Source organism: Tsukamurella ocularis (genome assembly GCF_024807615.1).
In the GTDB taxonomy this organism is placed as follows: domain Bacteria; phylum Actinomycetota; class Actinomycetes; order Mycobacteriales; family Mycobacteriaceae; genus Tsukamurella; species Tsukamurella ocularis.
The window spans coordinates 795,559-809,211 of the sequence record NZ_JANUCJ010000003.1; the positions used below are offsets into that span (position 1 = coordinate 795,559).

A 13,653-nucleotide genomic window follows, 5' to 3' on the forward strand; every position below is an offset into this window, starting at 1 on the left:
GCTCCCCCGCGCTCCCAGCACGTCCCGGCCCTCACCGGCCTGCGGGCGCTGGCGGCGCTCGCGGTGTGCGTCACGCACGCCGCGTTCTGGGGCGGTGACTTCACCCCGGATGCGCTCGGCGCCGCCTACGCACGGCTCGAGACCGCGGTGCCCGTGTTCTTCGCGCTGTCGGGTTTCCTACTGGTGCGGCCGTGGATTCGCGCGCGGGCCGGGGGCGCGCCGCCCGACGTGCGACGGTACCTCGTCGCGCGGGCCTGGCGGGTCGTGCCCGGCTACTGGGTCGTGGTCACCGTCGTGTACCTCATCTACCTGTGGCGGCCCGACGGTTCGCCGCACGGGCACGGGTGGGTCGCGTACCTGCGGCACCTGACCTTCACTCAGATCTACAGCGTGGGGTACGTGCACACGGGGCTGACGCAGATGTGGAGCATGTGCGTGGAAGTCGCTTTCTACCTTGCGCTTCCACTGCTGGGGCTGTGGCTGATGCGCACCCGCCGGGCGTGGACCGTGCCGGCGGTGATGGTCGCGGTCTCGGCGGCTTGGCTCGTGCTGGCCACCGCGACGGAGATCTTCGGGAAGACGGCACGCTCGTGGCCGCCGGCGTTCGCCGCCGCCTTCGCCGCAGGGATCGTGGTGGCACTGCTCGTCGACCGGGTGCGGCTCCCTCGGCTGCCACTGCTCCTCGCCGCGGCGGTGGCCTACGCCGTGCTGCTGACGCCACTCGCCGGCCCGATCGACCTCCGGCTGCCCACCCCGGCACAGGGGGTGACCAAGTTCCTGCTCGAGGCGCTGATAGGCGGACTGCTCGTGGCGGCGTTCGCGACCGGGCCGTCGCGCGCACTGGGTTCGCGGCCGATGGTGTGGCTCGGCTCCATCAGCTATGAGTTCTTCCTGATCCATGTGATCGTCATGGAGTTCGTGGTTCTCGATCTCTTCGGCTGGTCGCTGTTCGAGGGCTCCACCTGGACGATCGTCGCCGTGACCACCGCAATCACCATTGTGCTGGCGTGGGGCCTGCACGTCGGTGTGGAGCGGTTCCGCGCGGCGGTGACGCAGCGACCTGCGGCGGTCGGGGCGCGCGGGCACTAAGGCGGGCGATCGCCTCGCCCTGCTGAGGAGGGGCGACGGGCTCAGCGGAGGAGTGCGGCGGTGGCGGCGTCGAGGATCGGGCGGCGCTGGGCGGACGGGGCGTCCCACAGCTTGCCGGTCAGTCCCTCCAGGGCCACGACCTTGGGCTCCAGCTCGCCCAGGGCCTTCGTGCGCTCCTCGCCCGACAGCTGCGCGGCGGCGATGATGCGATCGTCGAGGGCGAAGACGGCGTCATCGAGGGCGGCGAGGTCGGACTCGGGGCCGTCGATCGCGGAGTCGGCCGGCGGCGGGACGGCGGGAGCGAAGGCGCCGCGGTGCACGTCGGCAATGGCGTAGCGAGTGCGCTGATGCAGCAGCGCCTCGGTGGAGGTGGCGTTCGCCCACTCGGCGGCCGCGCGGCCCGCCCGCCCGGGGATGAGATCGCCGGACTTGGCGAAGTCCTGGATGCGCTTGTTGGAGTCGCGGAGGAACCAGATCACGCCGACCAGCAGGAGAACCGCCACTACCGCGACCCCGATGACGATCACGATGCCGACACTCATGCGGTCCTCCTCGAGATGCGGGTGCGGCGCTGTTCGATGATGAGGCAGCGGTCCTCGACGTAGAGCAGTCCGGCGGACTCGGCGATGTCCCGCGCCTCCGCGGAACGGATACCCAGCTGCAGCCAGAGCGCCGTCGCGCCCGCGGCGACGGCCTGGCGGGCGATGTCGGGGGTGAACTCCGCGGGGCGGAAGACGTCGACCAGCCCGACCTGCTCGGGCACGTCGGCCAGCGTGCGGTACACCGGCTCGCCGAGGATCTCATCGGCGTGCGGGTTCACCGGGATGATGCGCCAGCCCCGGTGCTGCATGTAGGCGGGCACATCGTGCGCCGCCTTCGCCGGATCGACGCTGGCCCCGACCACCGTGATGGTGTCGTAGTCGCGCAGGATCCCGTCGATCAGATCATCCGTCGCGGTCATGTTTCCCAGTGTAAGACGGCCGCGCAACGACGTCGGGCCGTCCAAGCGCCTTCGCAGCACCCGGACGGCCCGATCCGCCGTGAGGGGTCAGCCCTCGATGATGGCGGTGATGCCCTGACCGCCGGCGGCACAGATCGAGATCAGCGCGCGACCGCCGCCGTTCTCCTTGATCTGCTTCGCGGCGGAGGCCACGATGCGGCCGCCGGTCGCGGCGAACGGGTGGCCCGCCGCCAGCGACGAGCCGTTGACATTGAGCTTGCTGCGGTCGATCGAGCCGAGCGGCTTGTCCAGGCCGAGGCGGTCCTTGCAGTACTCGGGCGACTCCCAGGCCTGCAGCGTCGCCAGCACCACGGAGGCGAAGGCCTCGTGGATCTCGTAGAAGTCGAAATCCTGCAGCGTGAGACCGTTGCGCGCCAGCAGCTTCGGCACCGCGTAGGTCGGCGCCATGAGCAGGCCGTCCTTGCCGCCGACGTAGTCGACGGCCGAGTACTCGACGTCCTTGAGGTACGCGAGCACGGGCAGGCCGCGCTCGGCCGCCCAATCGTCGGAGGACAGCAGCACCGTCGACGCGCCGTCCGTGAGCGGCGTGGAGTTGCCGGCCGTCATCGTCGCGTCGCCCAGGGAGACGCCGAAGACGGGCTTGAGGGTCGAGAGCTTCTCGACGGTGCTGCCCGGGCGCAGGTTGTCGTCGCGGGTGAGGCCGAGGTACGGGGTGATCAGGTCCTCGAAGAAGCCGCGGTCGTAGGCGGCTGCCATGTTGGTGTGGCTGAGGAATGCCAGCTCGTCCTGCTCGGCGCGCGAGACACCCATCTCCTTGGCGGTGATGGCGGCGTGCTCGCCCATCGACATGCCGGTGCGGGGCTCGCCGTTGCGCGGGATGTCGATGCCGAGGTTCGCGGGGAGCTTGCCGAGCAGCTTGAGGCGGTCGACGGTGCTGCCCGTGCGGTTGAGCTCGAGCATCACCTTGCGCATGCCCTCGGAGACGCCGATCGGAGCATCGGAGGTGGTGTCGACGCCGCCGCCGATGGCCGCCTCGTACCGGCCGAGCTGGATGCCCTGGGCCGCGGCGTTGATCGCCTGCAGGCCGGTGGCGCAGGCCTGCTGCACGTCGAAGGCGGGGGTGTACGGGCTCAGGGGGCTGCCGAGCACCGACTCGCGGATCAGGTTGAAGTCACGGCTGTGCTTGAGCACCGCGCCGCCGACCACGGCGCCCAGCTGCTCGCCCTGCAGGTTGAAGCGGCTCACGAGACCATTGAGGGCAGCGGTGAACATGTCCTGGTTGCTGGCCTTCGCGTACGCGCGGTCCGAACGTGCGAAGGGGATCCGGTTTCCACCGAGGATGGCGACCGGACGGGTTTCGATGTTTGCCACGGGTTTCTCCCAGTGATCGAGGGTTGCTACTACCGAGTATTCTTACTCTGGAGTAAGTTGCTTGTCGATAGCCTATCGGAACCCCACACGGATGAGGTACCCCACATGCCTGATGCACCCAGCACGGACTTCTACGCGGCCTTCGTGAAGTCGGGCCCCGGCTCCTTCCTGGCCAGCCGACTCGGCCTGCCGCAGCCGCCCGTCCTGCGCCGCTACCAGGCCGGCAAGCCCGCGCTCGCCGGCCCTGTCCTCCTCGGCGGCAAGGGCCGCCTCGTCGAGCCCGTCCGCGAGCTGCTCGCCGACTACGACCTCGTCGTCAACAACGGCGGCGCCCGCGGCGCCGAGAAGCTCGGCGGCGCGGTCTTCGACGCCACCGGCATCACCACCATCGACGACCTCAAGGGCCTGTACGAGTTCTTCGGCCCGCAGATCCGCTCCCTGGGCAACAGCGCCCGCATCGTGGTGCTCGGCACCACTCCGGAGCTGATCGAAGACCTCGACGAGCACATCGTCCAGCGCTCCCTCGAGGGCTTCACCCGCTCCGTCGCCAAGGAGCTGCGCGACGGCGCCACCGCCCAGCTCGTCTACGTGCACCCGGACGCCGCCACCGGCGCCTCGGGCCTCGCGTCGACGCTGCGCTTCCTCCTGTCGGGCAAGTCGGCGTACGTCGACGCGCAGGTCATCCGCATCACCGACAAGGACGCCGCTGCGCCCGCCGACTGGGACAAGCCGCTCGCCGGCAAGGTCGCGCTGGTCACGGGCGCCGCCCGCGGCATCGGCGCCACCATCGCCGAGGTCCTCGCGCGCGACGGCGCCCACGTCATCGCCGCCGACATCCCCGCCGCCGGCGAGGCCCTGTCCGGCGTCGCGAACAAGGTGGGCGGCACCGCCCTGCCGCTGGACGTGACCGCACCCGACGCCGGCGCGAAGATCGCCGAGCTCGTGAAGGCGCGCCACAGCGGCCTCGATATCGTCGTCAACAACGCCGGCATCACCCGCGACAAGCTGCTCGCCAACATGGACGAGGGCAAGTGGAACTCGGTCGTGGCCGTCAACCTCAAGGCCCCGAAGCAGTTGGTCGACGACCTGCTGGCCGCCGGCGCGCTCAACGAGGGCGGCTCCGTCGTCGACGTCTCGTCGATCGCCGGTATCGCGGGCAACCGCGGCCAGACCAACTACGGCGCGACCAAGGCCGGCGTCATCGGCATCGTCGACGCCTACACCCCGGTCCTGGCGAAGAAGAACATCACCATCAACGCCGTGGCACCCGGCTTCATCGAGACCGCCATGACCGCCGCGATCCCGCTGGCCACCCGCCAGGCCGGTCGGCTCATGAACTCGCTGCAGCAGGGCGGCCAGACCGTCGACGTCGCGGAGACCATCGCCTACTTCGCCGCGCCCGCCTCGGCCGCCGTGACCGGCAACGTCGTGCGGGTCTGCGGTCAGAGCCTGCTGGGGGCCTGATCATGGCCAAGAACGTCACCGTGCTGCAGGCGCCGCCGTCGAGCCTGTCCGTGCTCACGCGCGGGCTGCGCGGCATCCTGCCGGTCGTCGGCAAGCAGGGGAAGCTCACGCCCGAGACCGCGCTGCCGGACCGGACCGTGGAGCTCACCGTCGACGTGGACCCCGCGCGGGTCGGCGAGTACTGCGCGGTCGTCGGGCTGAAGAACACCGGCGAGGTACCCGTGATGTACCTCTACGTGCTCTCCTTCCCGCTGATCATGGATCTGTTCCTCTCGGACGACTTCCCTGCCGCGGCGGTGGGGTCGGTGCACGTGGAGAACACGATCACGCGCCGCCGCCGAGTGGAGCCGGGCGAGAAGCTGACGCTGCGCACCTCCGTCGGCAACCTGCGCGAGCACCGCAAGGGCATGCTGATCGACTTCACGACGGAGTTCACGGACGCGTCCGGCGCGTCGGTCGCCTCCGAGGTGTCGACGATGCTGATCCAGCAGCGGACCTCGCTGTCGGGCGAGCCGTCCGGCCCCGCGCCGAAGGAGGGTCGCCCCGGCGCCCCCGACGCGCTGCTCTCGGCCGACGGTGCGCTGATCCGGCACTACGCGTCCGTCGGCGGCGACCGGAATCCGATCCACATGTCACCGTTGGGCGGCAAGGCGTTCGGCTTCCCGTCCTCGATCGCACACGGCGGCTGGACGGCCGCGGCGATGCTCCGCGTCGTGGAGGGCCACGTGCCCGACGCGGTCGTCTACCACGTGCGGTTCGGGCGACCGGTGATCCTGCCCGCGAAGGTCGGCCTGTACGTCTCGCGCGACGAGGCCACCGGCGGCACCGAGATCGTCGCGAAGGACCTGAAGAAGGGCTTCCCGCACGTGACGGCCACCGTCACGCCGCTGTAGTAGTCCGTAGTTCGACGGTGCCCGCCCGGCTTCGGCCGCGGCGGGCACCGTCGTTTCCGGGTGCGGTCGTACGCGCCGGGGGACGGGGCAGTAATCGTTCAGAAGAGCGATGCGTGCCACGCATGCCCCTCATCGCACCAGGTCAGTGCCACTTTCAGCACCCGAGGCGATGCGCCGGACGCATTACCAGCGCCCAGAAACAGCTTCTGACCTGGCACTACCGGGGTATGCGTCGCACGCATCGCTTCGCGGAGCAACTACACACCCGCCGTACCCGGGCACCCGCCCACCGGCCAGGCCGGGCACCGTCGGGCGACTACTCCGGGCGTTCGCCGCGGATGCCGCCCCAGAGGAACGAGGTCATGATCTCAACGGCGCGGTCGAGCTCGACCTTCCCAGTGGCCAGACGGTCCGCGATGGCCTCGCCGGAGCCGACGAGGGCGACGGCGTAGAGCTCGAAGTCGGTGTCGTCCGGCGCGTACTTGGCGGCCTCGCGGAGCAGCACCGCGGTCATCTCGACCACCCGCTCGCGGTTTACCTCCGTGAGCGCGGCGAATGCCGCCTGGCCGGTGGCCTCACGGTAGATCACGCGCCAGGCGTCGCGGTTCTCGTCGACGTATTTGAGGAAGCCGGCGATCACCGAGCGCAGGCGCTGCAGCGGCGGCAGCGTGGGGCTGGCGTCGAACTCGATGCTGCGCATGAACCGGCCGGCCTCGCGCGTGACGCACGCCGCGAACAGCTCGTCCTTGGAGCCGTAGTACAGGTACAGCATCGGCTTGCTGATCTGCGCCTCGCGGGCCACCGCGTCCATCGACGTCTCGTAGAAGCCGTTGCGCGAGAACACCTTGATGGCGGCGTCCAGCATCTGCTGCTCGCGCACCGCGCGCGGCAAACGCTTCGTCCCACCGGCCATCGGCGTCCTCCTTACTCTCGAGTCAGATCCTAGCCCACCAGGTTACTCGCAAGTAAGTTCCAGTGAAATCCGTTCGGAATCAGCAGCGTACGGCGTGCTTCGCGCGCGCCACGCGCAGCACCGAATCGTCGAGCTGCTTCGCGGTGATCCGCCTCGCGGTCACCGACGCCTCCACCGCATCGATCGCCGCGCTCAGCTGATCGGTGGAGATCCACAGCGCCACGTCGGCACCGGCCTCGAGCGACTTCGCAACGGCCTGCGGCACGCTGAACCGGTCGGTGATCGCCTTCATCCCCGACAGATCGTCGGTGAAGATCGGACCGTCGAAGCGCTTCGCCCCGTACCCGACACCGTCGCGCAACAGCCGCATCGTCGCGGGACTCAGACTTGTGGGCAGGCCCGGCTCGGTGAGCCCCGGCACCGTCAGGTGGCCGACCATGACGCCCGCATCCCCCGTGTTCGCCGCGGCACGGAACGGCACGAGGTCCTTCTGCTTGAGCTGGCTCAGCGGCGGCACGCTCACCCCGCCCTGGTGCGAGTCGCCCGACGAGCTGCCGTGCCCCGGGAAGTGCTTGAACACCGGGTAGACGCCGCCGTCGCGCAGGCCGGCGGCGAAGGCCTGCGAGTACTGGACCACCACCGCGGGATCCGCCGAGTAGGAGCGGTCGCCGATCACCGAGTCGTCGGGCTGCGCGGAGACGTCGGCGTCGGGCGCGAAGTCCACGGTGATCCCCTTGGACCTGAGCAGCTTCCCGATCCGCGCGCCCTCGGCGCGCGCCTGCGGCACCGTCATCGTCTTCGCCAGCTCGCGCGCCGAGACGAGGTTCGCACCGGGAACCCGCGAGACGCGGCCGCCCTCCTCGTCCACGGAGACCATCACGGGCACCTTGCCCGCCTTGGCGACGGCCTGCAGCGTGCCGCCGGAGAACACCGCTTTGTCCGTCCAGCTGCCGATGAAGACGCCGCCCACGCCCTGCTGCACCGCACGCCGGGCGTCCGCGGCGTCACGCACGCCGACCATGAGCAGCTGCCCCACCTTCTCGCGCACCGAGAGCGCCGAGAGGAAGTCGGAGCCGCAGGTCACCGGTCGCCCCGGGCCCGACGAGGGTGCCGCCGATGCCACCGTGGACGGGGCCTGCGCCGCCGTCGTCGCGGACGGCGCCGCGTCCGGCGTCGACGGGCCGCAGGCCGCGACGCCGGCAGCGGCGACCACCATGATCGTGAGGTTCCGTAACTTCAGCATCGGCGCCAGTCTGTCAGACGGCACCGTCGACGCGCCCGAGCTTGCACTGTGCAACACCCCCGTTCCGGCGTAACCTGGAGGTATCAGGTAACCGCGAAGATCGAGGTGATCCGCATGAGTGTCCCCGTCAAGGTTCTGATCGCGTACGACGGCTCCGAGTCCTCCCAGCGCGCCGTCAAGTACGCCAGCAAGGTGCTCGCGCAGGGCCGCGACGCCGAGGCGATCGTGGTCACCGCGTGGGAGTCCACCATCCATCAGGCCGCCCGGTTGTCCGCCATGTCGGGCGTCGCGGGGGCTGGTGCCGCGGAGACCGCGCTCACCCGCGAGACCGACGTCGTGCACGCCGAGGCGAAGAAGACCAACGAGCAGGGCGTCGAACTGGCGGCCGCCGCCGGCTTCACCGCGCACGGCGAGCTCATCGAGGTGTCCACCACCGTGTGGACGGCGCTCATCGCCGCGTCGGACACCTTCGACGTCGACGTCATCGTCTCCGGCAGCCGCGGTGTGTCGGGCATCCGGTCGTTGTGGCATTCGTCCGTTTCCGAGCACGTGCTGCGCGGATGCAAGCGGCCGGTCATGATCGTGCCGTCGGGCTGCGCCGAGCTGGACCTGTAGACTTTCCGGCATGGACCGCACCTCGATCATCGCCAGCGCCACCGCCGCGCTCGCCGGCATCGTCGTCGCCGTGGCCCTCGCGCTGGTGAGCGGCGCGGCCGTCGCGCAGACGTCGCCGTCCACCGAAGTCGGCACCGTGAACCCCGACAAGGGCTTCCTGCAGGGCTCGTCGAACTACGGCGAGCGCGACGACTCGGGTGCCAACAAGTAGCGCTCAGCACAACGACGAACCCCTGACCCGCCGCGCAGGCGCGTGGGCGTTCGTCGCCCTGCTCGCGCTGAGCTTCCTCAGCGCGCCCGGGAAGGTCGTCGCCGACACCAAGCTCGATCTCACGGCCAACCCCCTCGGCTTCCTCGCGCGCGCGGCCAACGTCTGGTCCAGCCAGTCCCCGCTCGGCCAGGTGCAGAACCAGGCCTACGGCTACTTCTTCCCGCACGGCGCATTCTTCGCGCTGGGTCAGTTCCTGCACGTCCCGCCGTGGATCACGCAGCGCCTGTGGTGGGCGCTGCTGCTGTTCGCGGGCTTCTGGGGCATCGTCCGGCTCGCCGAGGCGCTGGGCACCGGCTCGCGCGGTAGCCGCGTCGTGGCCGCGGCCGCGTTCGTGCTGGCTCCGCAGGTGCTCACGACGCTGGGCGCCATCAGCTCCGAGACCGCGCCGGTGATGCTCGCGCCGTGGGTGCTGCTCCCCCTGGTCCAGCTGGTGCAGGGCGCCGACGTGCCGCTGCGGAACCTGGCCGCCCGCTCGGCGGTCGCGGTCGCGTTGATGGGCGCGGTCAACGCCGTCGCCACGGGCTTCGCGTGCGCGGTCGCCGCACTGTGGTGGCTGTTGCACATGCGCTTCGGCGCCGGGACCGGCCGCTTCTGGCGGTTCAGCGCCTGGTGGGCGGTGTGCGTGGCGCTGGCGACCACCTGGTGGATCGTGCCGCTGCTCATCATGGGCCGCGTCAGCCCGCCGTTCCTCGAGTTCATCGAGTCCTCCCGCGCGACCACGCAGTGGGCGTCGGTGCCGGAGGTGCTGCGCGGCACCACGTCGTGGAGCCCGTTCATCTCCGACGAGCGCGGCGCCGGCGCCATGCTCACCACCTCCCCCGCCGCGGTCGTCGTCACCGGCCTGGTCGCGTGTGCCGGCATCGCCGGGCTCACCATGCGGCGCATGCCCAAGCGCGGCGTCTGGGCGACGGTGCTGCTCGTGGGACTGGCGGGGATCGGCGCGGGCTACGCCAGCGGCCTGGGCTCCCCGTTCGCCGAGCCGGTGCGGGTCTTCCTCGACAGCGTCGGCGCGCCCCTGCGCAACGTCTACAAGCTCGAGCCCTTCCTGCGGTTGCCGCTGGTCCTGGGCATGGCGCACCTGCTGGCCCGGGCGCCGCTGCCCGGCACCGTCGGCCTGGCGAAGGTCCGGCGGGCCCTCGCGCACCCCGAGCAGGACCGCCTCGCCGCGGGCGCCCTGGCCGTGGTCGTGGTGCTCGCGCTCGCGGGCGGCATGGCGTGGACGGGCAAGCTCGCACCCCGGGGCCCCTACGAGAAAATCCCCGACTACTGGTCGCAGGCCGCGGACTGGCTGTCCGCACACGCCGCCGGGACTGCCCCCGGGCAGGCCCGCGCCGAGCGCGCGCTGGTCGTGCCGGGCGCGCCCTTCGGCGCGCAACTGTGGGGCCTCACGCGCGACGAGCCGATCCAGCCCCTGGCCGAGACGCCGTGGGCGGTACGCGACGCGATTCCGCTCAACCCGCCCGGCGCGATCCGCGCCCTCGACTCGGTGCAGCGCCTGTTCAGCGCGGGCACCCCGTCGGCGGGACTGGCCGCGACGCTGCGCCGTCAGGGCATCTCCTACCTCGTGCTGCGGGCCGACCTCGACCCGGGCACGTCGCGCTCCGCCCGGCCCGCGCTGGCCCGCTCCGCGATCGAGGGATCGCCCGGGATCAGCGAGGTCGCGCGGTTCGGTCCCGATGTCGCGCCGCCGACGGTCGAGAAGGTGGTCGTCGACTCGGGGCTGCGGCCCCCGCTGCCGGCAATCACGATCTACCGGGTCGACGGTGCCGCCCCCACCGGCCCGTACGTGGCCGACCTGACGACGATGCCGCGCGTCGCGGGCGGGCCGGAGGCGCTCCTGGGGCTGCAGGCCGACGCCGCTGCGTCGGGCCGGCGGGAGCTGGGCGCGGCGCTGCTCGCCTCGGACGCGAAGGACGCTGGCCTGCCCGACGGTCCGCTGACGGTCACCGACACGCCCAAGCGGCGCGAGACCGACTACGGCCGCGTTGACGACCACAGCTCCGCGATTCGCACCGCCGACGATCCGCGGCGCACCCTGAACCGCCTGCCGGACTACCCGGCGGCGGGCCTGGTCGACGGGAAGTGGGACGGCGCGACGGTCTCCGCGTCGAGTTCCGCCGCCGATGCCACCCAGCTCGGCACGGTGCTGCCCGGCACGGGCCCGGCCGCCGCGGTGGACGGCGACAAGAACACCGCGTGGGTCTCCTCCGGCCTCGACCACGCGATCAACCAGTGGCTGCAGTTCACGTTGCCCGAGCCGCGCGCGGACCTGGCGGTGACGGTGACCGTCGGGCGCGCGCTGGGGCCCGCGGTCACGCGCCTGCTCATCACCACCGAGGCGGGGACCGTCTACTCCGATCCCGTCACGGCGGGCACCCCGATCACGCTGGTCGCGCCGTCGGAATCGACGCGCTGGGTGCGGATCACGGCCGCCGAGACCGCGGATCGCTCGTGGGGCAACCAGTTCGCGATCACCGAGGCCGAGCTCACGGACACCCGGTCGAAGCAGGCGATCCCCGCGCGGCACGACGTCGCGCTGCCCGCATCGGGGCCGGCGCAGCGCTGGGTCTTCGGGCAGGACACGATGGGCCGCTCCGGCTGCGTCGTGACGCCCGGCGAGAACGGCGCGCCCGGCCCGGTCCAGTGCGCCGATATCGCCATCGGCCCGGAGGAGCCGGGGCCGCTGCGGCGCACCGTCGACGGGCCCGGGGCAGCCGCGGTGACGCCGTCGCTGACAGTGCGTGCGCGGCCGGGCCAGGCGCTGTCGGCGCTGCTCGCCGCGCCGGGTGCGCCGTCGGCGTTCGCGGAGTCGGCGGTCGGCGACGGCCGGGCGAGCTCCGCCGCGGCCGTCGACGGAGACCCGAACACGGTCTGGTCGGCGCCGCAGTCGGTCACCGAGCCCACGTCGCCGAAGCCGGTGCTGCGGTTGCGGCTGCCGTCACCGCAGGTCGTCGGAGGCCTGACGCTGCGGCTGCCGCGCGGCGAGGCACCCGCGCGGCCGACCCGGATCGGCGTCGACCTGGGGACGGGTCGGCAGGTGCGGGAACTCCCGGACGACCCCGACCCCGACTCCGGCTCCGGCTCCGGCTCCGGCGAGGTGACGGTGAAGGTCGAACCCGCAGTGACGGATTCGATCTCGATCTCGCTGCTCGACTGGGACGAGCGGATCAACATCAACGACTTCGGCTTCCCGGAGAAGATGGCGCCCGGGCTCGCCGAGGTGCGAGCCGTCGGCCCCGACGGGGCGCCCGTCCCCGGATCCGAGCCCGCGCCCGCGGACCGTCCGGTCGTGGTGCCGTGCGAGACCGGGCCGACGATACGGATCGGCGACCAGCTGCTGCGCTTCCGGATCGAGGCCGGGGCGCGGGAACTGCGCGACGGTGCGCCCGTCCGCGCCGTGGCCTGCGATCCCGCGCCGGTGCCACTGCCGCCCGGGCGCGCTCAGATCGTGGCGTCGCCGGGGCTCGCGTTCAGCGTGGACTCGCTGTCGCTGGACACGCCGGCGGCCGTCGAGGCATCGCCCCGTGACGAGAGCGTGAAGGTGCAGAGCTGGACGCCGGACCGCCGCGTAGTGACGGTCAGCCGCGCCGACGCCGACCAGGTGCTCGTCGTCCCCGAGAGCCGGAACTCCGGCTGGGCGGCGACGGGGCCCGACGGTGCGCCCCTGCGCGCCGTGACGGTCAACGGCTGGCAGCAGGGCTGGGTCGTGCCCGCCGGGACGGACGGGGCCGTGACACTCCGGTTCGCGCTCAACGCGCCCTACCGGATCGGGCTCTTCGGCGGCCTCGTCCTGCTGGTCATCCTCGCCGCCCTGGCGCTGGTCCCGGGCTCGCGGCCGCGGTCCGCCGGAGGACCGATGCGCGCCTGGCAGCCGGGCGTCGCGGCGGGGCTGGGGATCGGCGCGGTCGCCTTCGTGCTCAGCGGTTGGCCGGGGCTCGCGCTGTGGACGGCCGCCGGGCTCGCGACCTGGGTGCTCTCCGGGCTGCACGTGTCGGCGGACCGTCGGGCGGCGATCCGGGTGTTCGGCGCCTCGGGCTTCGTGATGGCGGGGATGCTGCTGCTGGCGACCGGTCCGTGGCACGCCGAGGCCGGCTACGTCGGCCACAGCCCCTGGCCGCAGGGCCTGGCTCTGCTCGGCGTGCTACTGATGGCCTGGTCGACGGTGCCGCCCACCCGATTCCTCCGCCGGCGCGGCGCCGCGTCCGGCGAGGACGACCGCGGGGTCAGTAGCGCGGAGTAGGCCTGCGGGCTGGGTGTTGTCTCGCAGAGAAGCGATGCGCGCCACGCATACCCCATGAAACCGCAGGTCAGTGGCCGATTTCGCTGATCGAGCGATGCGTCCGGCGCATCCCCCCGCAGCTCCCCACGATTCCGTAGTGCTCGTTCGACGTCCCCACGCGGCATTCCGTCCCCCGCGCGGCACCGATCCGCGGGCGATCCGTTCGGTCCCCCATCAGAAGCCGCTCGTTCCGTTGGGGACCGGCCATCCCCCACGCCGCACCGAATCCCCCATCAGACGCCGGCTCTCCCCCACGAGACGCCGATTCCCCCGCGGCGCGTCAGCCGCCCTCGGTCGCCCCCCGCGCTACGCCGATTCCCCCACCGAACTCCGGGTACCCTTGGGCACCCGCTCCCCCGCGCAACGTCGCGGCTTCGGCGGCCCAGCTCGATGCGCTGTTCGCAGCTCCCGGCGCGGCCTCTGGACCGACTCGCCAGGCCGTCACGTGGTGTCGCGCCCCGCGCAGCCGGAGGCGATGCGCCCCACGCATCACCCGACTGCTGAAACACGCCGATGACCTGCGACGACGAGGGGTATGCGTGGCACGCATCGCT

At 72.0% G+C, this 13,653-nt stretch carries 11 protein-coding genes; 6 read left to right on the forward strand and 5 right to left on the reverse strand.

Annotation, left to right across the window (positions count from 1 at the left end; translation table 11 throughout):
- Nucleotides 1–39 precede the first annotated feature (39 nt).
- A complete protein-coding gene (locus HNP44_RS15410) occupies nt 40–1,089 on the forward strand; it encodes an acyltransferase family protein (protein WP_259142246.1) in 1,050 nt (349 codons plus the stop codon).
- A gap of 41 nt (nt 1,090–1,130) precedes the next feature.
- Here the strand turns inward: HNP44_RS15410 and HNP44_RS15415 are convergent, their stop codons facing one another.
- The 3 genes from HNP44_RS15415 to HNP44_RS15425 all read right to left on the reverse strand — a co-directional run bounded on the left by HNP44_RS15415 (nt 1,131) and on the right by HNP44_RS15425 (nt 3,421).
- Nucleotides 1,131–1,631: a hypothetical protein gene (locus HNP44_RS15415; RefSeq protein ID WP_259141889.1), complete on the reverse strand. Its 501-nt coding sequence runs from the start codon at nt 1,629–1,631 to the stop codon at nt 1,131–1,133.
- Entirely contained in the window at nt 1,628–2,050 is a 423-nt protein-coding gene (locus HNP44_RS15420) for a CoA-binding protein (RefSeq protein WP_259141890.1), read from the reverse strand. Before HNP44_RS15420 ends, HNP44_RS15415 begins: the two co-directional genes overlap by 4 nt.
- Before the next feature lie 87 nt (nt 2,051–2,137).
- Entirely contained in the window at nt 2,138–3,421 is a 1,284-nt protein-coding gene (locus HNP44_RS15425) for an acetyl-CoA C-acetyltransferase (protein ID WP_259141891.1), read from the reverse strand.
- 105 nt (nt 3,422–3,526) lie between these two features.
- Between HNP44_RS15425 and HNP44_RS15430 the strand changes: the two genes are divergently transcribed.
- Both HNP44_RS15430 and HNP44_RS15435 read left to right on the forward strand, forming a co-directional pair.
- Nucleotides 3,527–4,885 (forward strand): 3-oxoacyl-ACP reductase, encoded by a 1,359-nt coding sequence (locus HNP44_RS15430; protein ID WP_259141892.1) that lies wholly within the window; start codon nt 3,527–3,529, stop codon nt 4,883–4,885.
- Between the two features lie 2 nt (nt 4,886–4,887).
- Complete coding sequence (locus tag HNP44_RS15435) at nt 4,888–5,778, forward strand: MaoC family dehydratase (protein ID WP_259141893.1); 891 nt, start codon at nt 4,888–4,890, stop codon at nt 5,776–5,778.
- 316 nt (nt 5,779–6,094) lie between these two features.
- On the opposite strand, the gene HNP44_RS15440 is transcribed toward HNP44_RS15435, so the two are convergent.
- Nucleotides 6,095–6,691, reverse strand: coding sequence for a TetR/AcrR family transcriptional regulator (locus HNP44_RS15440; RefSeq protein WP_259141894.1), 597 nt, complete (start codon nt 6,689–6,691; stop codon nt 6,095–6,097).
- Between the two features lie 79 nt (nt 6,692–6,770).
- The gene (locus HNP44_RS15445) at nt 6,771–7,934 is read right to left on the reverse strand and encodes a glycoside hydrolase family 3 N-terminal domain-containing protein (RefSeq protein ID WP_259141895.1); all 1,164 of its coding nucleotides are present in this window, start codon (nt 7,932–7,934) and stop codon (nt 6,771–6,773) included.
- A gap of 114 nt (nt 7,935–8,048) precedes the next feature.
- Between HNP44_RS15445 and HNP44_RS15450 the strand changes: the two genes are divergently transcribed.
- Genes HNP44_RS15450 through HNP44_RS15460 form a run of 3 tightly spaced genes read left to right on the forward strand, consistent with a single transcriptional unit; the run spans nt 8,049 to nt 13,060 of the window.
- Complete coding sequence (locus HNP44_RS15450; protein WP_259141896.1) at nt 8,049–8,549, forward strand: universal stress protein; 501 nt, start codon at nt 8,049–8,051, stop codon at nt 8,547–8,549.
- A gap of 10 nt (nt 8,550–8,559) precedes the next feature.
- A complete protein-coding gene (locus HNP44_RS15455) occupies nt 8,560–8,760 on the forward strand; it encodes a DUF2613 family protein (RefSeq protein WP_259141898.1) in 201 nt (66 codons plus the stop codon).
- Nucleotides 8,747–13,060 (forward strand): alpha-(1->3)-arabinofuranosyltransferase, encoded by a 4,314-nt coding sequence (locus HNP44_RS15460; RefSeq protein ID WP_259141899.1) that lies wholly within the window; start codon nt 8,747–8,749, stop codon nt 13,058–13,060. The genes HNP44_RS15455 and HNP44_RS15460 overlap by 14 nt, the downstream gene beginning before the upstream one ends.
- Nucleotides 13,061–13,653: the final 593 nt, after the last annotated feature.

Excerpts from the sequence above, each read along its gene's own strand:
- HNP44_RS15415 (WP_259141889.1), bottom strand. The coding sequence starts at position 1,631 with ATGAGTGTCGGCATCGTGATCGTCATCGGGGTCGCGGTAGTGGCGGTT.
- HNP44_RS15420 (WP_259141890.1), bottom strand. The coding sequence starts at position 2,050 with ATGACCGCGACGGATGATCTGATCGACGGGATCCTGCGCGACTACGAC.
- HNP44_RS15430 (WP_259141892.1), top strand. The coding sequence starts at position 3,527 with ATGCCTGATGCACCCAGCACGGACTTCTACGCGGCCTTCGTGAAGTCG.
- HNP44_RS15435 (WP_259141893.1), top strand. The coding sequence starts at position 4,888 with ATGGCCAAGAACGTCACCGTGCTGCAGGCGCCGCCGTCGAGCCTGTCC.
- HNP44_RS15440 (WP_259141894.1), bottom strand. The coding sequence starts at position 6,691 with ATGGCCGGTGGGACGAAGCGTTTGCCGCGCGCGGTGCGCGAGCAGCAG.
- HNP44_RS15445 (WP_259141895.1), bottom strand. The coding sequence starts at position 7,934 with ATGCTGAAGTTACGGAACCTCACGATCATGGTGGTCGCCGCTGCCGGC.
- HNP44_RS15450 (WP_259141896.1), top strand. The coding sequence starts at position 8,049 with ATGAGTGTCCCCGTCAAGGTTCTGATCGCGTACGACGGCTCCGAGTCC.
- HNP44_RS15455 (WP_259141898.1), top strand. The coding sequence starts at position 8,560 with ATGGACCGCACCTCGATCATCGCCAGCGCCACCGCCGCGCTCGCCGGC.